Source organism: Mariniflexile sp. HMF6888, assembly GCF_044335535.1.
Classification (GTDB): Bacteria; Bacteroidota; Bacteroidia; order Flavobacteriales; family Flavobacteriaceae; genus Mariniflexile.
The window spans coordinates 290,580-313,600 of the sequence record NZ_JBIQVZ010000002.1 but is presented as its reverse complement, the minus strand read 5'-3'; the positions used below and the strand labels follow the sequence as shown (position 1 = coordinate 313,600).

Here is a 23,021-nt window from a genome sequence, read left to right as displayed (position 1 = left end):
AAAAAATTTCTTGAAACAGACTATCCTCGGCAGAGCATAGAGGTATTTCGCCTGTTTCATTTTGACCTCAGGGTCAAAAACCGAAATTTTGTATTTTACCTCACCCAGAACTGCCCGAAAAGGCAGTTCTGACCTCTCCTCCAAAGGAGAGGTGAATTGGACACCCCGAGGCAGAGCCTTTCGGGGAATTATTTAGATTAAATTGTTGTATTTAAACGAAAAAGCTTAAAAACTAACGGGATTTACTGTTGATTAGTATAAATTTATACCTTTGCAAACAGATACAAATATATGCCTAAAAGTTTATTCACCTGTTTCCTATATCTCTCGCCTTTATTAGTCTTTACTCAAGGTTTTATTTTAACAGGTCGTGTTGTAGATGAAAGCAATTTACCTGTTCCGTTTTCGAATGTTGTTTTATATAGCGCAGATAATGTCACTTTTATTGAAGGTACAACAACCAATGAAGAGGGTGTTTTTCAATTTAAAAATTTAAAGCTTAATAATTACACTATAGTAATAAGTTATTTAGGTTTTGAGGAAAGTAAAAGCACGTTCAATATTGATAAAACCCTGGATTTAGGTGTTATCATTCTTAAGGAAAAAATCCAGACGCTGGATGGTGTTACGGTGGTCGCCAAAAGACCAACCGTTAAACGGATGGTAGATCGATTGGTTTTTAACGTCGAGAATTCAACACTTTCCAATAATAACGTATTGGATGTTTTAAAGCATACCCCAGGTGTCTTAGTGCATGATGGGACTATTACTATAAAACAATCTACACCAGTCATATACATAAACGACAGAAAAGTGCATCTATCACCCAATGAAGTACAACAACTTTTAGAAGGCACATCAGCCAATAATATAAAATCTATTGAAGTCATTACAAACCCACCTGCAAAGTATGAGGCTGAAGGAGGGGCGGTACTGAATATAATAACCAGTAAAAATATTATAGCAGGTTATAATGGTAGTGTTTTTGGGAATTACAAACAGGGTAGCGAATATCCCAAATACGCCTTTGGCACCAGTCATTTTTTTAAAACAGAAAAACTAAATACCTATATAAATTATAGTAATAGCCCACGAAAGGATTATAGACATAATAGTGAGTTTATTAACTTTATAGAAAACGACCAAAACACATCCCGTTGGGAAACCGATTTTAAAAGAACGCGGGAAACATCCAATCACAATATAAATACTACTATTGATTATGAATTTAATGATAACAATAGCTTAGGGTTCTCAACAATGCTATTGCTGGCTCCAAGAGAACATACAAAGACATTTGTAAATTCTTTGACAGAAGTTTATAATGCAAGCCATGTTTTAGACTCCACTTTTAACACCATAAACAGATTGGTGGACGAAACTATCAATTTGGCTTTTACGGTAGATTATGTTCATAAATTCAAGAAAGAGGGTGAAAAACTAGTAGTTAGTATGCACCACACCAATTATGATTTTTCGAGTTTTCAGGATGTGAAAACAGGTTATTTTTTACCAAATGACCCTGTGGCGTTTAGAAACAATAACTTTCAAACATTTTCCAGTCAAAAAATAAAATTATATACAGGACAATTAGATTATGAGCTACCCATTAATAACTCAGCTCAATTTGAAGCTGGCGCCAAGATTTCCAATATAGATTCTGAAAGTATCTTAACCCAATATATTTTTGAAAATGGTGAAAAAGTAGTGGATTTGCAGAATTCCGATACCTTCCTGTATGAAGAAGTTAATTATGCGGCTTACAGCAGTTACTCAAAAGATTGGGGAAATTGGAGTTTAAAATCGGGCGTTCGTATTGAATACACAGATATTACAGGAAATTCCGTATCTACCAAGATCATAAACCATAAAGATTATGTAAAGCTTTTTCCGTCATTCTATCTATTGCATAGATTAAATGAGCATAATAATATTTATTTTAATTACAACAAACGGATTTACCGCCCAAGATATAGTGAGTTAAATCCTTTTAAATATTTTTTTAATGATAATAGCTATTTAACCGGAGACCCCAATTTGAAGCCTCAAATAGACGACGTTTTTACTTTGGGTTATACGTTTAACAAAGATTATACTTTTGAGCTTTATTACAGGTATGAAAATGATCCCACTTTAGAAATAACATTTCAAGATAACGATGAAAATATTTTAAAATATGTCAATACAAATATTAATACAAGTATTTCATATGGGTTGGACTTTACAACTTATACAAGATTGGCTAATAGATGGAATATATCTGTATTAGCTTCTATTTTTTATTATGAAAATCAGTTTTTCGCATTAGAAAGTGGTAACGAACTGACAAAAATAGACAAATGGTCTTTATATGGCAATTTGGTGAATTACTTTACATTATTAAAAGATAAAAGTTTAACCTTAGATATGGCTTATTTATATATATCACCAATTGTGGATGGTCCAAAAAATGTTAGTAGCAGACATGGACTTGATTTAAACCTAAGAAAAACATTATGGACCAACAAAGCTTCCATAAGCATTGGCTATATTGATGTATTTAATAATCAAAATTTTAATACAACAACCAAATATTCAAACCAAGATATTTTTTTAATGTCGAGATTGGAAAACCGATTATTTACTTTAGGATTTAATTATAAATTTGGAAACTCCCATCTCAAAGACAATCAAAAACAAATTGATTTAGAAGAGCGCGACCGATTAAATGCCAAAAACTATTAAAAATACTGTTTAATTTTTTGCCAGAAGTTTTTTGGCGATATTTTGAACTCATCTTCTAATTCCTCTAAAGATTTGTCTGCATCATTAATTTTATTGAAAATTTGAGCTCTAATTAAATATATAGAAGGAATAACAATTGCCATGACGGGAATTAAATAAAATATTTGATTATCGTCTGCGAATGCTAAATCGTCATTTAAAACAATTATTATTTGGTATATATACATCGCAATAGGAACAAGTATAGAGTGATACCACCAATGCCTACAAGTAAAAAACCAAATAAAGATTAAAAACAATGGAATAATTTTGCCCGTTAAAGTCCAAGCCAAAACTAACAGACTTTCATAGTATACACTAGTATATGTGCCAAAAAAAGTGTCCCAAACTTTAATATCTGGAACACTTTCGTACAAACTGTACAAGTAAGGTGTAATTGCTATTAAAGTAGCAGTAATACTTCCTAAAACAAGATTACCTTTATTGCCCCCCTCCTTCGACTTTGATTCTGTTTTTCTCGATTTTTGCTGTTGTTGCTCCATCTAAGTTGTACGCGTTAGCTGTATAAACAGTAAACAACATGCCTCCGAAAATCGCCATGGCGATTAAATACTTTTTAGTTTTCATTTTATAAGGGATTTAATTAATTAATTACCCAAATTTAAATAAAGACTAATCTGAAGCATGTGTTAAAATGTTAAAAAAATGTTAAAAACAGGTTTTTTTGAATTTTGTGCTGTGGGTTTCCCGTAATAGCATAACATTCAATATGTTTTTTGTTTTTTAACTGGATTGTTTATGGCTTTCTGCTTGGTTTTTTAGTTAATTCTTTACGGTTAATTTTCTACTATTTTCAGAGCTTAACTCTAAATATATCATGTCAAAATCATTGTTTAAAATAGGTTTTACCACATCTGGCCATTCTATTAAAATCCAATGATCGGAATCTAAATAATCTTCAATACCAAAATTATAGGCTTCTTCTAAATTTTTAATTCGATACAAATCAAAATGAAAAATCTTATCATTTTTTAATTCATATTCATTAACAATAGAAAATGTTGGACTACTAACATCATCATGACTACCTAATTCTTTTACTATATTTTTAATTAAAGTCGTTTTTCCAACACCCATATCACCATATAACAAGATGGTTTTGGTTTTTAATTTTTTTAATAGCTGTTTTACAACAGTATCTAAATCAATTAGTTGATAATCTATTTCCAACTTCACATAATTTTGTTAGCAATATTACAAATAAAAACCAATAAAAACTAATAAAAAGTGTATTTTATCGGTGTTTTTGGTATTACATGGATTATCTTGGGTTGAATACAGCAAATGGAATGATCATTTCTTCCAAGGAAACACCACCGTGTTGATAGGTGTTTCTAAAGTAACTTACATAGTGATTATAGTTGTTAGGATAGGCAAAAAACAGGTCGCTTTTTGCAAAAATATAAGAGCTGCTCATGTTTATAGAAGGTAAATGAACGTCTTTTGGGTCTTTAAAAACCAAAACGTCTTTACTTTCGTAGGTTAGACTCCGACCGGTTTTGTAACGCAGGTTTAAACTGGTATCCCTATCTCCAATAACTTTTGAAGGGTTTTTTACGTTGATAGTGCCATGGTCTGTAGTCAATATCAACTTAAAACCTAACTGTTGCGCTTGTTGAATCATTTCTAATAAAGGCGAGTTTTTAAACCAACTTAGCGTTAACGAACGGTATGCTTTATCGTTAGATGCTAATTCCTTTACGACTTCCATTTCGGTTTTCGAGTGTGAAAGCATATCTACAAAGTTATAGACGATAACGGTTAAATCGTTATTTTTTAAGGTTTTAAAGTTTTCAACCAATTTTTTCCCTGATTTTAAATTGGTTATTTTATGAAACTCATAAGTTAAATGATTTAATCCTAGGCGCTTTGTTTGTGTTTTTAGAAAATCTTCTTCATGTAAATTTTTCCCCCCTTCATCGGTATCATTTTTCCAATATTGAGGAAAAAGTTTTTCCATCTCACTAGGCATTAATCCTGAGAAAATAGCATTTCTAGCATATTGCGTTGCCGTTGGTAAAATGCTAAAAAAGGCTTCTTCTTTTTCCTTTTTGTAATGGTTGTTTATGATGGGTTCAAAAACTTTCCACTGGTCGTATCTTAAATTATCAACCACTACCAATAGAGTAGGCTGGTCTTTACTTAGCTCTGGCACCACTTTTTCTTTAAAAAGAGTATGTGACATAATGGGCGCTTCGGTATTTTGCTGAAACCATTTCGCATAGTTTTTCTCAATATACTTACCAAAATGAATGTTTGCTTCATTTTTTTGGGATTCCAAAATCTCAAACATGCCTGCATCTTCAATATTTTCAAGTTGGAGTTCCCAATAAATCAATCTTTGGTAAAGACTTACCCATTCTTCATAAGAATTAACCATGGTTAAATCCATCGCTATTTTTCTAAACTCTTGTTGGTAGTTCGATGTTGTTTTCTCTGAAACAAGTCTTGAGTGGTCTAAATTCTTCTTGATGCTTAAAAGAATCTGGTTTGGATTTACGGGTTTAATAAGGTAATCGGCTATTTTATTGCCAATAGCTTCTTCCATAATATACTCTTCCTCACTTTTTGTGATCATTACAACAGGCAGGTTGTCTTGTTTCTCCTTTATTTCGTTTAAAGTTTCAAGACCTGTAAGCCCCGGCATATTTTCATCTAAAAAAACAATATCAAAATTTTCGCTTTCAAGGGTTTCAATAGCCTCCGTACCACTTTTACAGGTCGTAACGGCATAGTTGCGTTGTTGCAAGAATAATATATGTGGTTTCAATAAATCAATTTCATCATCTACCCAAAGTATTTTTATTGTATTCATTTATATGTTTTAATAAGTATTAATTTCAATTTGTTCTTAGTATAGTCTTCTATATGTTTTAATATATAAGGTATATAGTTATATTTGTGTCTATTAAACCTTAACTTTTAAAGTTTGAACAAACTTAAAATATTAAACGACCCAATTTACGGATTTATTACGATTCCAAATTCCCTTATTTTCGATTTAATACAACATAAATATTTTCAGCGTCTAAGAAGAATTACGCAAATGGGGATGTCTTACTTAGTATATCCAGGGGCACATCATACCCGGTTTCATCATGCCATTGGCTGTGTGTATTTAATGCAAAGAACCGTTAATGTGCTTCGTTTTAAGGGAGTTGCAATTTCCAACGAAGAAGAAACGGGTTTGTATGCCGCTATTTTATTGCACGATATTGGCCACGGACCTTTCTCCCACGCCATGGAACATAGCATTGTTGAAACCGTATCCCATGAGCAAATTTCCCTGCTTTTTATGGAACGTTTAAATGAAGAATTTAACGGAAGTTTAACGCTTGCCATTAAAATTTTTAAAGGTGAATACCCCAGAAAGTTTATGTGTCAACTTATTTCTGGGCAGTTTGACATGGATAGGGCCGATTATTTAAAACGTGATAGTTTTTATACAGGTGTTGCAGAAGGCAATGTGAATAGCGAACGCCTCATAACGATGCTTCATGTAGTGAATGATGAATTGGTGGTGGAAGAGAAAGGTATTTACAGTGTAGAGAAATTCCTTATAGCCAGACGTTTTATGTATTGGCAGGTATATTTACATAAAACAGGATTGGCTGCCGAGCAATTATTGATTCGCGTGTTACAACGCGCTAAAGAGCTACACAATAATCACCATAGATTGGAAGCAAGCAAACCCTTATTATATTTTTTGGAAAACAAAATTTCCATGGATGATTTTAATAAAAATACGCTCGCTATTTTTTCCCAATTGGATGACTTTGATATTATTTCTGCCATGAAACATTGGCAATTTGATTCCGATTTTGTGTTGAGTCACTTATGTGAAATGATAATCAATAGAAATTTGCTGACCATTAAGTTAAAAAAGAAACCTGTAAAAGAAAAAGAGTTACAAAAGCATCTGGATAAGTTGGTTTCAAAATATGGTATTACAGAAGATGAAGCCACATATTTTGTGTTTACGGGCAGCATTTCAAATCAGGCATATCAAAATAACCATAAAGGCATCAATATATTGCATAAATCAGGTAAGGTTGAAGATATTGTTAAAGCGTCCGATCAGCTTAATTTAAAGGCTTTGTCAAAACCCGTAACGAAGTACTATATATGCTACCCAAAAGAGGTAATAGCTAATTGAATTTATTAACAATTATTTAATTTGTATTTTAAGCAATTGTAATTCAGTCGTTAACAATAAGAAGGCCAATTGAAAAAGTTTAGTACATTTTTCCTATTTTTGCCAAACAAAACTAAGAGCCTGTCTAAATTTTGTTTTTGAAATGTTTTATAATGTATTTTTTCGTCAGGCGAAGGTATTTTGTGGTTCATAGCTATCGTTACGGACCGAAAAATAGCTGAAATATGGCGGAAGAAGATGCATAAAAGAACCAAAGGATAAAACTTAGACAGTCTCTAATAATACAATAAACTTTAAAGTGTGAAATTTACAGCACAACAAATAGCAGGGATTTTAGATGGTGATGTTGTTGGAAATCCAAATGCTGAAGTATCAAAACTTTCTAAAATTGAAGAAGGTTTTGAGGGTTCTTTAACGTTTTTGGCAAACCCGAAATACACCCCCCATATATATAATACCAAGGCTTCAATTACTATAGTAAACAAAACCTTTGTTCCTGAAAGCGTCCTGAATACAACCCTAATAAAAGTTGATGATGCGTATTTAGCCTTTTCTAAGATTCTTGAGTATTACAATTCTATAAAGCTTAGTAAAGTGGGCATTGAACAACCTTCCTATATTTCAGAGTCTGCCAATTATGGCGACGCTGTTTATATTGGGGCATTTTCATATATAAGTGATCATGTTAAAATAGGGAATCATGTTAAGATATTTCCAAATACATATATTGGAGAAAATGTGGTTATTGGCGATAACACCATCATTTTTTCTGGAGCAAAAATTTACTCAGAAACCATTATAGGTCATACTTGTGTTATAAATTCCGGTGTTATTATTGGATCAGATGGTTTTGGCTTTGCACCAAATGAAAATGGAGGCTACAACAAAATCCCACAAACAGGAAATGTAGTTATTGAAGATTATGTGGATATAGGTGCTGTAACAACTATTGATAGAGCTACTATTGGTTCAACGATTATTCGCGAAGGTGCCAAATTAGATAATCATATTCAAATTGCACACAATGTTGAAGTTGGCAAAAACACCGTAATTGCAGCACAATCCGGTATTGCTGGCTCCACTAAAATTGGTAGTAACTGCCAAATTGGGGGTCAAGTGGGTATCGCTGGGCATGTCATTATTGGTAATAATGTGAAAATCCAAGCGCAATCTGGCATTGCGAGAAACGTAAAAGATAACGAAGTGCTTCAAGGCTCTCCAGCACTTGCATTAGCTGACTATAATAAATCGTACGTTCACTTTAAGAACTTACCTAAGATTGTTAGAAATATTAATGATTTAGAGAAAAATAAATGGGAATAGTAACTACTGAAATAAAACAAAAAACCATAAAGAAAGAAGTTTCTTTAACAGGTGTTGGTTTACATACAGGAAAAAATGTAACATTAACCTTTAAACCTGCGGAAGCCAACACAGGATTAGCTTTTAAACGTGTTGATTTAGAAGGGATGCCTCTTATTGAAGCAGATGCCAATTATGTTACAAATACACAACGTGGTACGTGCTTAGAAAAAAATGGGGTCATCATACAAACTTCTGAGCATGTATTGGCGGCTTTGGTTGGTTTAGATATTGATAATGCTATTGTAGAGCTTAATGCTTCCGAACCTCCAATAATGGATGGGTCGTCCAAATTTTTTGTTGAAGCTATAGAAAATGCCGAAGTTATAGAACTTGATGCTTTTAGGGAAGAATACGTAATAACTGATATTGTTTCATATACTGATGAAGAATCAGGCAGCGAAATATTAGTAATGCCTTCAAAAGAATACCAAATTACTACTATGGTAGATTTTGGCACAAAAGTTTTGGGTACCCAAAACGCAACCCTAAACCAGCTTTCAGATTTTAAAGATGAAATTTCCAATGCACGTACCTTTAGCTTTTTGCACGAAATTGAAATGCTTCTTGAAAATGGATTGATTAAAGGAGGAGATTTAAATAATGCCATCGTTTATGTTGATAAACCGTTGTCAACCGAAATCATGGAAAAGCTTAAAGTAGCCTTTAAAAAAGACACCATTGCCGTAAAACCAAATGGTATATTAGACAATCTTACGTTGCATCAACCAAACGAAGCGGCAAGACATAAGCTTTTGGATGTTTTAGGAGATCTAGCACTTATAGGCACCAGAATACGGGGTAAAGTGATAGCCAATAAACCTGGGCATTTTGTAAACACACAATTTGCCAAAAAACTTTCAAAACTTATAAAAAACGACCGTCGTAATAATGTGCCAAATATCGATTTGAACCAAACGCCTTTAATGGATGTCAATCAAATTATGGCTATGTTGCCACACCGCCAACCTTTTTTATTAATTGATAAGGTTTTTGAACTTACGGATAATTATGTCATCGCTCAAAAAAATGTGACCATGAACGAATCCTTTTTCGCTGGTCATTTTCCTGGGGCTCCTGTAATGCCAGGTGTTTTAATTGTAGAAGCTATGGCACAAACAGGCGGTATTTTAGTTTTAAATACCGTTCCAGATCCAGAAAATTATCTGACGTTTTTCATGAAAATGGACAATGTTAAGTTCAAACAAAAAGTAGTACCGGGCGATACTTTAATTTTTAAATGTTCGTTAATAACACCTATTCGTCGTGGTATTTGCCATATGCAGGGTTATGCATACGCGAATGGTAAGCTTTGTGCTGAAGCAGAGCTCATGGCCCAAATATCTAAAGTAAAATAATTAAATCTATTTTTTATTTATTAAAAATAAAAACCAATAAATGAATCAACCACTCGCTTACGTGCATCCTGGTGCTAAAATTGCAAAAAATGTTGTAATAGAGCCTTTCACAACTATATACAGCAACGTGACTATAGGTGAAGGGACATGGATAGGTAGCAATGTTACCATTATGGAAGGTGCTCGCATAGGTAAAAATTGCAGTATTTTCCCAGGTTCAGTCATTTCTGCTATTCCGCAAGACTTAAAATATAACGACGAAGAAACGACTGTAGAAATAGGAGATAATGTAACTATTAGAGAATGCGTTACTATTAACAGAGGTACGGCAGATAGAATGAAAACAGTCATAGGCAACAATTGTTTGATTATGGCGTATTGCCATATTGCACACGATTGTATCGTAGGCAACAACTGTATTTTTTCTAATAACAGCACACTTGCAGGACATATAACCATCGGTGATTATGTTGTTTTAGCTGGTATGACAGCTGTTCACCAATTTGTATCTATAGGAAATCACGCCTTTGTAACTGGTGGGTCTTTGGTTCGTAAAGATGTACCGCCTTTTGTTAAAGCTGCTAGAGAGCCTTTATCGTATGTTGGTATAAATTCTGTCGGGTTAAGGCGACGTGGCTATTCAACTGAAAAGATTAGGGAAATTCAGAATATATATAGAATTCTATACCAAAAAAATTATAACAATACACAAGCAACCGAAATAATGGAGGCTGAAATGGAAGCAACCCCAGAGCGTGATGAAATCCTTCAATTTATAAAAGACTCGCAACGTGGTATTATGAAAGGATATTTTAAATCAAATTAAAAAGTTAAGTTGTTTGTCGTAGAGTTGTTCAGCCGTTTTCAACTCATCAACTTACCACTTAATTAAACAACTTAACAACAAACGGCTTTACAACATACATTAATAACAAACAATATAATGGCAAATACAAGTGATATTAGAAACGGATTATGTATTAGGTATAATAACGACATCTATAAAATCATAGAGTTTTTACATGTAAAACCAGGTAAGGGCCCTGCGTTTGTGAGAACAAAAATGAAAAGTGTTACCAATGGAAAAGTGTTGGACAATACCTTTTCTGCAGGACATAAATTAGAGGATGTACGTGTTGAAACCCACAAGTTTCAATTTTTATATAATGATGGTGAATATTATCATTTTATGAATACGGAGGATTACACACAAATCCAACTTCGAGAATCTGCTTTAGATAGTCCGGGATTAATGAAAGAAGGTGAGATAGTTACCGTAATAATAAATGCAGAAGACAATATGCCACTTTCTGTAGAAATGCCCGCAAGTGTTATTTTGGAAGTGACAGCTACCGAACCTGGTATTAAAGGTAATACAGCTACCAATGCTACAAAACCTGCAACGGTTGAAACAGGTGCTATTGTTAACGTGCCTTTATTTATTAACGAAGGTGATAAAATTAAGGTGGAAACTGAAAAAGGAACTTACAAAGAACGCGTAAAAGAGTAATGAAGTTTATTTGTTGATTCGTTTATTTGTTTAAACAACTCAACGGCTAGACGACTAATCGAACAAATGAAGTTTCCAAACTCATATACTTTAAAACAGATTGCTCAATTAATTGATTGCAGTTTTGTTGGTAGCGATAACTTCCCTGTATTGGGAATGAACGAAATCCATGTTGTAGAACCAGGTGACATTGTATTTGTAGATCATCCCAAGTATTACGATAAAGCGTTGAATTCTGCAGCTACCATTGTCTTAATTAATAAAGAAGTTGATTGTCCTGATGGCAAAGCGTTATTAATTAGCGATGATCCTTTTAGGGATTTCAATAAACTTACCGATCATTTTAAACCGTTCAATATTGCTACGAGCAATATTTCCGATTCTGCTATTATTGGGGCTAATTCAGTCATACAACCTAATTGCTTTATTGGACATCATGTGGTCATTGGAGAGGGGTGCACCATACATTCCAACGTGAGTATTTACGATGATGTTGTTATTGGCAATCATGTGACCATCCATTCAGGAACCGTTTTAGGGGCCAATGCTTTTTATTACAAAAAAAGACCAGAAGGTTTTGATCGATTAAAATCCTGTGGACGTGTAGTCATTGAAGACCATGTGGACATTGGTGCTAATTGTACTATTGATAGAGGCGTTACAGGCGACACGACCATAAAAGAAGGCTCTAAGTTAGACAATCAAATACAAATCGGACACGATACCGTTATAGGTAAAAAGTGTTTAATCGCGTCACAAGTTGGTATTGCTGGTTGTGTTGTAATAGAAGACGAGGTAACTATTTGGGGGCAAGTAGGCTGCACAAGTGGTGTAACCATTGGCAAAAAAGCGGTAGTTCATGCGCAAACGGGTATAAGTAAATCATTAGAGGGGAATAAAACGTATTGGGGAACACCAGCGCAAGAGGCTAGAGCAGAAATGAAAGAGATGGCAAACATCAAACAAATACCCGACATATTACAGTTTATAAAATCTAAAAAATAAATATAAAATGCTGCTAAAAGTATAAGCAAAAAAAGTATTTTTGCGCAGCTTTATTCAAAATAAAAAATAAAAATGAGTGTTTTAGTAAACAAAAATTCAAAAATAATAGTTCAAGGTTTTACAGGTAGTGAAGGAACGTTTCATGCAAGTCAAATGATTGAATACGGAACTAATGTTGTAGGCGGCGTTACACCGGGAAAAGGTGGTCAAACACATTTAGATAAGCCTGTGTTTGATACGGTAAAAGATGCCGTAGAACAAGTTGGGGCAGATACAAGCATTATATTTGTACCACCAGCTTTTGCTGCCGATGCTATTATGGAAGCTGCTGATGCAGGTATTAAAGTGATCATTACTATTACTGAAGGGATTCCAGTTGCCGACATGATAACAGCTTCAAATTATATAAAAAATAAAGAGTGTCGCTTAATTGGGCCAAACTGTCCAGGAGTTATCACGCCAGGTGAAGCCAAAGTTGGTATTATGCCGGGGTTTGTTTTCAAAAAAGGCAAAGTAGGTATCGTTTCTAAATCTGGAACGTTAACTTATGAAGCGGCAGACCAAGTTGTAAAACAAGGTTTAGGGATTACAACGGCCATTGGTATTGGTGGTGATCCAATAATCGGAACGACGACTAAAGAAGCTGTAGAGCTGTTAATTAACGACCCAGAAACAGAAGTGGTTGTTATGATAGGTGAAATAGGAGGTCAGTTAGAAGCAGATGCTGCAAACTGGTACAAAGCGAGCGGTAGTAAAAAACCAATTGTAGGGTTTATTGCTGGTGAAACAGCTCCTGCAGGACGTACCATGGGGCACGCCGGTGCTATTGTTGGTGGAAGCGACGATACGGCACAAGCAAAAAAGAAAATTATGAGAGCTTGTGGTATTCACGTTGTAGATTCTCCTGCTGAAATAGGTAAAAAAGCAGCTGAAGTTTTAGCTTAAAATATTTTAAAATATTTAAAAAACCTCGCAATAATTTGTGAGGTTTTTTATTTGTTGCAATAAACTCATTTGACTTTTTATTTTTTAGGAAACAGAAAAAGTCAAGATGAGTTCAAGATGTATTTGTTATATTTGAATTTAAGAAATAACCAACTATTTATATAACATGTTGTATAAGTGTTTATTAAAAAATTAAATAAGTTATAGATGAAATTATTAGAAGGAAAAACAGCCATCATCACAGGGGCCAGTAGAGGTATTGGTAGGGGTATTGCACAAGTATTTGCTGCCCAAGGCGCTAATATTGCGTTTACATATAGTAGTTCTGTTGAGGCTGCTAACGAACTTGAAAAAGAATTAATAGCACAAGGTGTAAAAGCTAAAGGCTATAAAAGCAATGCTGCTAGCTTTGATGAAGCTCAAAAATTAGCAGATGATGTGGTGGCTGAATTTGGTAGTATTGATGTATTGGTCAACAACGCTGGTATTACAAAAGACAACTTATTAATGCGTATTACCGAAGAAGATTTTGATACTGTTATTGAAGTCAACTTAAAATCGGTTTTCAATATGACCAAAGCAGTACAAAAAACCATGCTAAAACAGCGTAAAGGCTCTATTATTAACATGAGTTCGGTTGTTGGTGTGAAAGGAAATGCAGGACAAACCAATTATGCAGCGTCTAAAGCGGGCATTATCGGGTTTTCAAAATCAGTAGCCTTAGAATTAGGATCTAGAAACATAAGAAGCAATGTGGTTGCTCCAGGTTTTATTGAAACCGAAATGACAGCAAAACTTGATGAGGAAATCGTGAAAGGATGGCGTGCAGGAATCCCATTAAAACGCGGTGGTACACCGGAAGATGTTGCCAATGTTTGTGTGTTTTTAGCAAGTGACATGAGTGCCTATGTTACAGGACAAACGCTTCATGTTGACGGAGGCATGTTAACTTAATTAAGATTTACGAATTACGATTTTAGAATTTAAAATCGTAATTCAAGAAATCTCTAGTACTTGACAAAAATCAAATATATTCAGATGTCAGTCTGAGCCTTTCGGCTTCGCTCAAGATAAACTAAAGTCGAAGACATTGGAAATAGTGTTTTTAATAGCATTTCGACTGCGCTCAATGTAACACTCTGCAATTTTTGTCATGTACTAAACAAAAATCGTCAATCGTAAATGCAAACAGAAACTCTATTATACATCATATTTTCTGGAATTATTGCTTTGCTTATAGCAGGATTTCAGTATAAATTCAATAAAAAAAGCATGTCTAGACGGAACATGCTTTTTTTGTTTTTAAGATTTCTTACGATTTTCTCTGTGTTATTGTTACTTATCAATCCTAAGTTCGAGCAAATAACGCTTTCTACCATAAAACCTAATTTGGTTATTGCTGTCGATAATTCAAGTTCCATAAAGTATTTAAAACAAGATGCGAATGTCAACAGTTTAGTTGAAAAATTGATAACCGATAAAAGATTAACCGATAAATTTCATATTGAAACCTATACGTTTGGTGAAAAGTTAAGAGCTTCAAATGTTATTGAATTCGACGAAAAGCAAACCAATATAGATGCTGCATTCAACCAACTGTCCCAAATTTATAAGCAAACAATTTCACCAACCATTTTAATTACCGATGGCAACCAAACCTACGGAAACAGCTATGAATTTGCTTATAGTAATTACAAACAACACATATATCCCGTTATTTTAGGCGATACAGTTAGATATACCGATTTAAAGATTCAGCAATTAAACGTAAACAAGTATGCCTATTTAAAAAATCAGTTTCCAGTCGAAACTATTTTGGTATATAATGGAGATACTGCCATCAATTCTAAATTTATTGTTACAAGTGGAAATTCCGTAGTATATTCTGAAATTGTAAACTTTACAAAACAGAATAACTCTAAGGTTATTAACTTCAAACTTCCAGCAAATAGTGTTGGTGTACATGCATACAAAGCGTTGTTGGAACCTTTGAAAAACGAAAAAAACACCACCAATAATTTAAAAAATTTCGCCATTGAGGTTATAGACCAAAAGACTAAAATTGCATTGGTGAGCGATTTTATTCATCCCGATTTGGGCGCTTTAAAAAAGAGTATTGAAAGTAATGAACAACGTTCGGTTTCGTTTTTAAATTCAAATAGTGTTTTAAATCAAATAAATGATTTTCAATTAGTTATTTTATACCAACCAAATAATAAGTTTAACAAACTATATGAAGTTTTAAATTCAGAAAATAAAAACAGATTCACGGTAATTGGCACTAAAACCGATTTAAATTTTCTAAACAAAATCAATAAAACGTTTACTCACGAAATAACACAACAAACAGAAACTTATCAAGCCGAATTAAACAAAAACTACACACCATTTATTATTGAAGATATTGATTTTGAATCATTTCCTCCGCTAAACACGCATTACGGTGCTGTATCATTTTCACTTTCTTTTGAGACTATTTTAAATAAAACCATTCATGGCATTTCAAAAAAAGAGCCATTGCTTGCTACTTTTGAAACAAATGGTAGGCGAGAAGCGGTTTTGTTTGGTGAAAATATATGGCAATGGCGTGCACAAAGTTACCTAAACAGTAAATCGTTTAATTCTTTTGATGATTTTGTAGGGAAGCTTATTCAATATACGGCTTCGAATAAACAAAAAAACAGATTGAATGTTGCATACGAATCCTTTTATAATGGCAATACAAATGTTATTATTAAAGCTGAGTTTTTCGATAAAAACTATGTGTTCGATACGCGTGAAACACTTCATATTACTGTGAAGAATGTGGCTACTAATGAAACCAAAACCTTTCCGCTTATTTTAAACAATACCAATTATCAAGTAGATTTAAGTAGTTTGCCTGCATCCGATTATGAATTTACAATAAAGGCTTCAAAAGAAAACATCTCTAAGTCGGGAAGCTTTAAAATTTTAGAATACAACGTTGAGCAACAATTTTTAAATGCCGATGTAACAAAACTCCAACAATTAGCTACTAACAGTCAAGGCAAAAGTTTTTTTGTAAACACTGCGGAAAACCTAGCAGAAACCCTTTTAAACGATACGAGGTTTGTTAGTATCCAAAAAAACAATAAAAATAGCTTACCTTTGATAGATTGGAAATATCTACTCATCATAATCGCTTTAAGTTTGTCTCTAGAGTGGTTTTTAAGAAAATATAACGGATTAATTTAAATAAAAATAAAAATGGAAAAATTACCAAAAATCGCATTGCCTATAATTATTGGAGCAATCATTTTAATTGTATTACTAACTAAATCTGCAGTAACTATAGGTTCTGGAGAAGCAGGCGTACTTTATAAAACGTTTGATAATGGTGTCGTAACCGATGAACCTCCTTTAGGAGAAGGGTTTCATATTGTAGCACCTTGGAATAAAGTTATTATTTATGAAGTGCGTCAGCAAGAACTTTTTGAAAAAATGAAAGTACTATCTTCTAATGGGCTAGAAATTCAAATAGATGGGTCTGCATGGTATGAACCTGTTTATAATGACCTAGGAAATCTTCATCAATCTTTAGGAGAAAATTATTTACAACGTGTTATCCAGCCAGCAATTAGAAGTGCTGCTCGTAGTGTTGTTGGCCGCTATACACCCGAACAATTATATTCTAGCAAACGTGATGCGATTCAAGATGAAATATTTGTTGAAACTAAAAAAATACTAGAAAAGCAATATATACAACTCAATGAATTTTTAGTGCGCGATGTTACTTTGCCTGAAACAATTAAAGACGCTATTGAGCGCAAATTAAAACAAGAACAAGAATCCTTAGAGTACGAGTTTAGATTGGTTACCGCAGCTAAAGAAGCTGAAAAAGTAATTATAGAGGCCGAAGGTAAAGCAGAATCAAACAGAATTTTAAGTGCCTCGTTAACCGATAAAATTTTACAAGACAAAGGTATAGACGCCACTATAAAATTAGCAGAATCGCCAAATAGCAAAGTCATTGTTATTGGTTCTGGTGACAGTGGTTTACCTATTATTTTAGGAAACCAATAGAGAATTGAACAAAATAATTCAACTTTTTTTGGAATATTTTGAATATTAAATAATTAATATTCGCTATAAATAAGGAATACTTAATAGTGGTAAGTTTTATTACTATTTTTTGGAATAATTAACTTTAATTATAGATATTTGCAAAAATAAAAACATAAAAATGAACTTTATTCAATCACATCATCACCATTTTCAAATTTGCTCTCAAGCGAAGTGAAGATGTATTGAATAAAATCAACATATTTTTATAAACCCGTTTGAGACAATCAAGCGGGTTTTTAATTTTAAGTCCAACTAGATTGTTTCAAACTCATAAAAACAAGAAAATGAGTACATTAAGAATTGCAGTACAAAAATCAGGTCGTTTACACGACGAATCTATGGAACTACTTAAGGATATAGGTATTTCTATTGATAATGGCATTGACCAATTAAAAGCATCGGCAAGAAATTTTCCTGTTGAAGTTTTCTACCTAAGAAATGGCGACATTCCCCAATATTTAAAAGATGGTGTTGTTGATGCAGCTATTATTGGCGAAAATGTGTTGATAGAAAAAGGTAGTGGTATTAATATAGCCGAAAAACTGGGGTTTTCTTCATGCCGCGTTTGTATTGCAGTGCCAAAGACAATGAATTATACGAGTATTAAAGACTTAGATGGCAAACGCATTGCAACATCTTATCCAAATACGGTTCAAAATTATTTGGATGCACAAGGTATTACAGCAAACCTCCATATTATTAACGGATCTGTTGAAATAGCACCCAACATCGGGTTGGCAGATGCCATTGTTGATATTGTTTCAAGTGGAAGTACGTTATTTAAAAACAATTTGAAAGAGGTTGAAATGATTTTAAAATCGGAAGCGGTTTTAGCAGTTTCGCCTATTTTAGATGCTGAAAAACAAGCTATTTTAGATAAAATTCAATTCAGAATCAAATCGGTTTTAAAAGGAAGGGAATCTAAATACGTTTTACTTAATGCACCAAATGATAAAGTTCAAGATATCATTGATGTGTTACCGGGCATGAAGAGCCCGACGGTATTGCCTTTGGCAGAAGCGGGTTGGAGTTCCATACACTCGGTAATAAGCAAAAACGAATTTTGGGACGTTATTGACGATTTAAAAGCAAAAGGTGCCCAAGGTATTTTAGTTTGTCCTATTGAGAAAATGGTACTGTAATCAATTAATAAAGAAAAGTTAACAATTAACAATGACAGTGGCTTTAAGCTTTTTTGCTTATAGCTTACAGATTAAAAAGATGCAAACAATTAATAACCCAAATAGAGGCGAATGGTCCCAACTATTAAAAAGACCAACTCAAACCGTTAGCGATATTGAAACGGTTGTAAATCAAATTTTTGATGCTATTCGTTTAAATGGCGATGCTGCCATTACTAAATACACTCAACAGTTTGATGGTATCGCTTTAGAATCAAATCTGGTAACCATAGAGGACATTCAAAAAGCCATAGCCCATGTGCCAGAAGCACTTCAAAATGCCATAAAAAAGGCAAAACAAAATATTGAAGCTTTTCATGCTGCACAAAAAACAAACAGGGTCGAAGTTGAAACCACTCATGGTGTAAAATGTTGGCAAGAAAAACGCCCCATTCAAAAAGTGGGACTATATATTCCAGGCGGTACCGCACCTTTATTTTCAACAGTTTTAATGTTGGCAATTCCTGCTCAAATTGCAGGTTGTAAAGAAATTGTGCTTTGTTCGCCACCAAATAAACAAGGGGAACTGGCACCAGAAATTTTGTTTGCAGCACAACTTTGTGGGGTTACTAAAATTATAAAAGTAGGAGGTATCCAAGCCATTGCAGGATTAACTTTTGGAACGGAAACCATACCACAGGTGTATAAAATATTCGGACCCGGTAACCAGTTTGTAACCGTGGCAAAACAATTAGCAACCAAATTTGGTGTAGCTATCGATATGCCTGCAGGTCCCAGTGAATTGTTGGTGGTTGCCGATGCATCCGCAAATGCTTCATACATCGCATCCGATTTATTAAGTCAAGCGGAACATGGTACGGATAGCCAGGTTATTTTGGTTTCAACTTCGAATGCTTTAATTAATAAAGTTTCGGAGGAAATTGAAAAACAGCTTCGTGTGCTTCCGCGTAAAGCGATTGCTGAAAAAGCCATAGCAAATTCAAAACTCATTTATTTAGAAAATGATGATTTGGCGTTGGAATTAATAAACGAGTACGGACCAGAGCATTTTATTATCTGCACAAAAAATGAAGATTTTTATGTAGATAACATTGAAAACGCAGGCTCTGTGTTTATTGGCGACTATACACCGGAAAGCGCAGGCGATTATGCTTCTGGAACCAACCATACATTACCTACTAACGGATTTTCGAAAGCCTATTCAGGTGTGAATTTAGATAGTTTTTACAAAAGCATGACCTTTCAAAAGATATCGAAAGCAGGTATTTTGAATATTGGTGAAACCATAGAACTTATGGCAGAAGCAGAAGGTTTACAGGCACATAAAAATGCCGTTTCCATTCGATTAAAGGATTTAAAATAGTTACACGTCAATTTAAAATAATGAGATGCTGAAATAAATTCAGCATGACGAACACAAATGAACATACAAGATTTAATACGTCCGACTATAAAAGCACTAAAACCGTATTCATCTGCACGTGATGAATTTCAAGGGGTGACCGACGATATGGTGTTTTTAGATGCCAATGAAAATCCGTTTGAGAATGGTGTAAACCGTTACCCAGACCCACAGCAGGGAAAATTAAAGGCGGTTTTATCTGGGATTAAAGGGATTTCAACCAAGCAAATCCTTTTAGGAAATGGTAGTGATGAAGTGCTAGACTTGATTTACAGGGCTTTTTGTGAACCCAATCAAGATAATGTCATTATTTTACCTCCTACGTATGGCATGTATGAAGTGTTGGCAAACTTGAATGCAATTGGTATTAAAAAAGTGAATTTAGATGCAGATTTTCAGCCAAAAGTTGACGCTGTTTTAAATACAGCGGATGCTAATAGCAAGTTACTATTTATATGTTCACCAAACAATCCTTCGGGGAATAGTTTTTCTTCAAAAGCCATTGAAGCATTGGTTAGTAAGTTTAAAGGCATTGTGGTTATTGATGAGGCTTATATCGATTTTTCCAACGAAACCAGCTGGTTGACAAGATTAAATGAATTCCCTAATTTAATTGTGACGCAAACCTTGTCTAAAGCGTATGCCATGGCAGGTATTCGATTGGGGATTTGTTATGCTTCAACTGAAATCATTACGGTTTTAAACACTATAAAACCTCCTTATAACATCAATGCATTAACACAAAATAAAGCTATTGAATTATTAGGTATCAAAGATTTGGCTAACAATCAAATTGCCGACATATTAAAAGAACGCAGCGCTTTAATTTCAGAATTAAAGTCTATCGGTTATGTTTCAAAAATATATCCATCAGATGCTAATTTTGTATTGGTAAAAGTCGATGATGCCAATAAACGTTACAATCAACTTATTGAGAAAGGTATTGTAATTAGAAATAGAACAACACAGGCAGGTTGTGAAAACACATTGCGATTAACCGTTGGAACACCTGAAGAGAATGAGATATTGATAAAAACACTTTTATCAATATCGAAATCCTGAACTTGTTTCAGGAACTTTTAAATTATGTTGATGTATTATTGCTATATAACATCAAATAAAAATAGAACAGTATTATATATTGGTTATACAGATAACTTAAAACGAAGATTAGTTGAACATTCAAAAGGAATTGGGGCTGTATTTACAAAAATGTACAAGGCAACAGATTTAGTTTATTTTGAAACATTTGACAATAAAAAGGAAGCTAAAAAAAGAGAAAGTCAATTAAAGAATTGGCATAAAGAATGGAAATGGAACTTGATAAAAAAATCAAATCCAAATTTAATAACCTTAGAAATTAATTAGACCCTGAAATAAATTCAGGGTTGCTTAATAAATTAAGCATGAAAAAAGTATTATTTATAGACCGCGACGGCACTTTGGTTTTGGAACCACCCATTGATTTCCAATTAGACAGTTTGGAAAAATTGGAGTTTTATCCAAAAGTGTTTCAATACATGGCTAAAATAGCAAATGAGCTAGATTACGAATTGGTGATGGTTACAAATCAAGATGGTTTGGGTACGGATGCTTTTCCTGAAGACACGTTTTGGCCAGCACAGAATAAAATCATCAGTGCCTTTGCCAAAGAAGGGGTCGAGTTTGCAGACATTCACATTGACAAAACCTTTCCACATGAAAATGCGCCAACCCGTAAACCTAGAACCGGTTTGTTGACAAAGTATTTTTCAGAAGCCTACGATTTAGAAAATTCGTTTGTATTAGGTGATAGAATTACCGATATGGAACTGGCTAAAAACCTAGGAGCTAAAGGTATTTATCTTTCCGAAAATCCAAATTTAGGTGCAGACGAAATCGAAACGTCCAAACAAGATATTTTAGACGTCATAGCTTTAACAACAACCGACTGGAAAGAAATCTATGAGTTTTTGAAATTAGAAGACCGTGTCGCTGAAATTACCCGTAATACCAATGAAACCCAAATCTACATCAAGTTAAATTTGGATGGATCTGGTAAAAACGACATCAGTACCGGCTTATCGTTTTTCGACCACATGTTAGATCAAATTGGTCGTCATGGTGCTATGGATTTAACCATCAAAGTAAATGGCGATTTAGAGGTTGATGAACACCACACCATTGAAGATACCATGATTGCCTTTGGGGAATTATTCCACAAAGCATTAGGCAATAAATTGGGTATAGAACGCTATGGGTTTTGTTTACCAATGGATGATTGTTTGGCTCAGGTAGCTGTCGATTTTGGTGGTAGAAATTGGTTGGAATGGGATGCTGAATTTAAACGTGAAAAAATAGGGGATATGCCTACCGAAATGTTTTACCATTTATTTAAATCCTTTACCGATGGTGCTAAATGTAATTTAAATATAAAGGCCGAAGGGGTAAATGAACACCATAAAATAGAGGGTATTTTTAAAGCCTTTGCAAAAGCCATGAAAATGGCGGTAAAAAGAGACTCAAACAAGATGTTTTTGCCTTCAACAAAAGGCATGTTATAATCCCATCCCAACCTTCCCAAAGGGAAGGAGATACTATATCGTAATGAAATTAGAAGACAACAATATATCGGAAATTAAACCCTCCTCCTTAGGAGGAGCTGGAGGAGGAAAATTAGTTATTATAAATTACGGCGCAGGAAACATTAAAAGCATCCAATTTGCTTTTAAGCGTTTGGGTGTTGATGCGGTTTTATCAAATAGCCCAGAGGAAATCCTAGCAGCCGATAAAATTATTTTTCCAGGGGTAGGCGAAGCGAGCTCTGCTATGGCCATGCTTAAAGAAACAGGTTTGGATACACTCATTCCAAAATTAAAACAACCCGTTTTGGGTATTTGTTTAGGGATGCAATTGCTTTGTGAATTTACCGAAGAAGGGAATACCAAAGGCTTGGGTGTTTTTAAAACCACAGTAAAACGTTTCGATAATAACGTAAAAGTACCTCAAATGGGCTGGAATGTTATTAAAGATTTGAAATCGGAATTGTTTAAAGGCATCAAAGAAAACGAGTACATGTATTTGGTACATAGTTACTATGCCGAGCATTGTGCGGAGACCATTGCAACAACCGATTATGGGATTAATTATGCTTCTGCACTAAGACATAATAACTTTTATGGCGTACAATTTCACCCAGAAAAGAGTAGTTTAGCAGGAGAAAAAATATTGGAGAACTTTTTGGAGTTAGATATTAAATATTAAAAGTTAGATATTAAATATTAAAAGTTTT

At 33.9% G+C, this 23,021-nt stretch carries 20 protein-coding genes; 17 read left to right on the top strand and 3 right to left on the bottom strand.

Features of this window, described 5'->3' with window-relative positions:
* Positions 1-291: 291 nt before the first annotated feature.
* Entirely contained in the window at positions 292-2,724 is a 2,433-nt protein-coding gene (locus tag ACGLWY_RS06665; RefSeq protein WP_396618897.1) for a TonB-dependent receptor domain-containing protein, read from the top strand.
* Here ACGLWY_RS06665 and ACGLWY_RS06660 read toward each other — a convergent pair.
* The 3 genes from ACGLWY_RS06660 to ACGLWY_RS06650 form a co-directional block, all read right to left on the bottom strand.
* Positions 2,721-3,266: a hypothetical protein gene (locus tag ACGLWY_RS06660; protein WP_396618896.1), complete on the bottom strand. Its 546-nt coding sequence runs from the start codon at positions 3,264-3,266 to the stop codon at positions 2,721-2,723. The genes ACGLWY_RS06665 and ACGLWY_RS06660 overlap by 4 nt on opposite strands.
* A 280-nt stretch (positions 3,267-3,546) precedes the next feature.
* Positions 3,547-3,960: a tRNA (adenosine(37)-N6)-threonylcarbamoyltransferase complex ATPase subunit type 1 TsaE gene (gene tsaE, locus ACGLWY_RS06655; protein ID WP_396618895.1), complete on the bottom strand. Its 414-nt coding sequence runs from the start codon at positions 3,958-3,960 to the stop codon at positions 3,547-3,549.
* An 85-nt stretch (positions 3,961-4,045) separates the two neighbouring features.
* On the bottom strand, positions 4,046-5,599 hold the full coding sequence (locus ACGLWY_RS06650) for a PglZ domain-containing protein (protein ID WP_396618894.1): 1,554 nt from the start codon (positions 5,597-5,599) through the stop codon (positions 4,046-4,048).
* Positions 5,600-5,713: 114 nt separating this feature from the next.
* On the opposite strand from ACGLWY_RS06650, the gene ACGLWY_RS06645 reads away from it, so the two are divergent.
* The 16 genes from ACGLWY_RS06645 (at position 5,714) to hisH (ending at position 22,993) form a co-directional block, all read left to right on the top strand.
* Positions 5,714-6,940 (top strand): HD domain-containing protein, encoded by a 1,227-nt coding sequence (locus ACGLWY_RS06645; RefSeq protein ID WP_396618893.1) that lies wholly within the window; start codon positions 5,714-5,716, stop codon positions 6,938-6,940.
* A gap of 300 nt (positions 6,941-7,240) precedes the next feature.
* A complete protein-coding gene (gene lpxD / locus ACGLWY_RS06640; protein ID WP_396618892.1) occupies positions 7,241-8,263 on the top strand; it encodes a UDP-3-O-(3-hydroxymyristoyl)glucosamine N-acyltransferase in 1,023 nt (340 codons plus the stop codon).
* Positions 8,254-9,660, top strand: a complete 1,407-nt coding sequence (locus ACGLWY_RS06635) for a bifunctional UDP-3-O-[3-hydroxymyristoyl] N-acetylglucosamine deacetylase/3-hydroxyacyl-ACP dehydratase (protein ID WP_396618891.1) — start codon at positions 8,254-8,256, stop codon at positions 9,658-9,660. The genes lpxD and ACGLWY_RS06635 overlap by 10 nt, the downstream gene beginning before the upstream one ends.
* Positions 9,661-9,700: 40 nt before the next feature.
* The gene (gene lpxA / locus ACGLWY_RS06630) at positions 9,701-10,486 is read left to right on the top strand and encodes an acyl-ACP--UDP-N-acetylglucosamine O-acyltransferase (RefSeq protein ID WP_396618890.1); all 786 of its coding nucleotides are present in this window, start codon (positions 9,701-9,703) and stop codon (positions 10,484-10,486) included.
* 117 nt (positions 10,487-10,603) lie between these two features.
* Entirely contained in the window at positions 10,604-11,170 is a 567-nt protein-coding gene (gene efp / locus ACGLWY_RS06625; RefSeq protein WP_396618889.1) for an elongation factor P, read from the top strand.
* Positions 11,171-11,236: 66 nt separating this feature from the next.
* A complete protein-coding gene (locus ACGLWY_RS06620; RefSeq protein WP_396618888.1) occupies positions 11,237-12,175 on the top strand; it encodes a UDP-3-O-(3-hydroxymyristoyl)glucosamine N-acyltransferase in 939 nt (312 codons plus the stop codon).
* A gap of 72 nt (positions 12,176-12,247) precedes the next feature.
* Positions 12,248-13,120: a succinate--CoA ligase subunit alpha gene (gene sucD / locus ACGLWY_RS06615; protein WP_396618887.1), complete on the top strand. Its 873-nt coding sequence runs from the start codon at positions 12,248-12,250 to the stop codon at positions 13,118-13,120.
* 207 nt (positions 13,121-13,327) lie between these two features.
* On the top strand, positions 13,328-14,074 hold the full coding sequence (gene fabG / locus ACGLWY_RS06610) for a 3-oxoacyl-[acyl-carrier-protein] reductase (RefSeq protein ID WP_396618886.1): 747 nt from the start codon (positions 13,328-13,330) through the stop codon (positions 14,072-14,074).
* A gap of 228 nt (positions 14,075-14,302) precedes the next feature.
* Positions 14,303-16,336 carry a VWA domain-containing protein gene (locus ACGLWY_RS06605; RefSeq protein ID WP_396618885.1) on the top strand — a complete coding sequence of 678 codons (2,034 nt, stop codon included), beginning with the start codon at positions 14,303-14,305 and terminating at the stop codon, positions 16,334-16,336.
* 12 nt (positions 16,337-16,348) lie between these two features.
* Complete coding sequence (locus tag ACGLWY_RS06600) at positions 16,349-17,164, top strand: prohibitin family protein (protein WP_396618884.1); 816 nt, start codon at positions 16,349-16,351, stop codon at positions 17,162-17,164.
* Positions 17,165-17,490: 326 nt separating this feature from the next.
* Entirely contained in the window at positions 17,491-18,348 is an 858-nt protein-coding gene (hisG, locus tag ACGLWY_RS06595; RefSeq protein WP_117177503.1) for an ATP phosphoribosyltransferase, read from the top strand.
* A gap of 79 nt (positions 18,349-18,427) precedes the next feature.
* Entirely contained in the window at positions 18,428-19,711 is a 1,284-nt protein-coding gene (hisD, locus tag ACGLWY_RS06590; protein ID WP_396618883.1) for a histidinol dehydrogenase, read from the top strand.
* Positions 19,712-19,768: 57 nt separating this feature from the next.
* A complete protein-coding gene (gene hisC / locus ACGLWY_RS06585; RefSeq protein WP_396618882.1) occupies positions 19,769-20,812 on the top strand; it encodes a histidinol-phosphate transaminase in 1,044 nt (347 codons plus the stop codon).
* Between the two features lie 30 nt (positions 20,813-20,842).
* Positions 20,843-21,118, top strand: coding sequence for a GIY-YIG nuclease family protein (locus ACGLWY_RS06580; RefSeq protein ID WP_396618881.1), 276 nt, complete (start codon positions 20,843-20,845; stop codon positions 21,116-21,118).
* Between the two features lie 38 nt (positions 21,119-21,156).
* Positions 21,157-22,293, top strand: a complete 1,137-nt coding sequence (gene hisB, locus ACGLWY_RS06575) for a bifunctional histidinol-phosphatase/imidazoleglycerol-phosphate dehydratase HisB (protein WP_396618880.1) — start codon at positions 21,157-21,159, stop codon at positions 22,291-22,293.
* A gap of 43 nt (positions 22,294-22,336) precedes the next feature.
* Positions 22,337-22,993 carry an imidazole glycerol phosphate synthase subunit HisH gene (hisH, locus tag ACGLWY_RS06570; protein ID WP_396618879.1) on the top strand — a complete coding sequence of 219 codons (657 nt, stop codon included), beginning with the start codon at positions 22,337-22,339 and terminating at the stop codon, positions 22,991-22,993.
* The last annotated feature ends 28 nt before the right edge of the window (positions 22,994-23,021 follow it).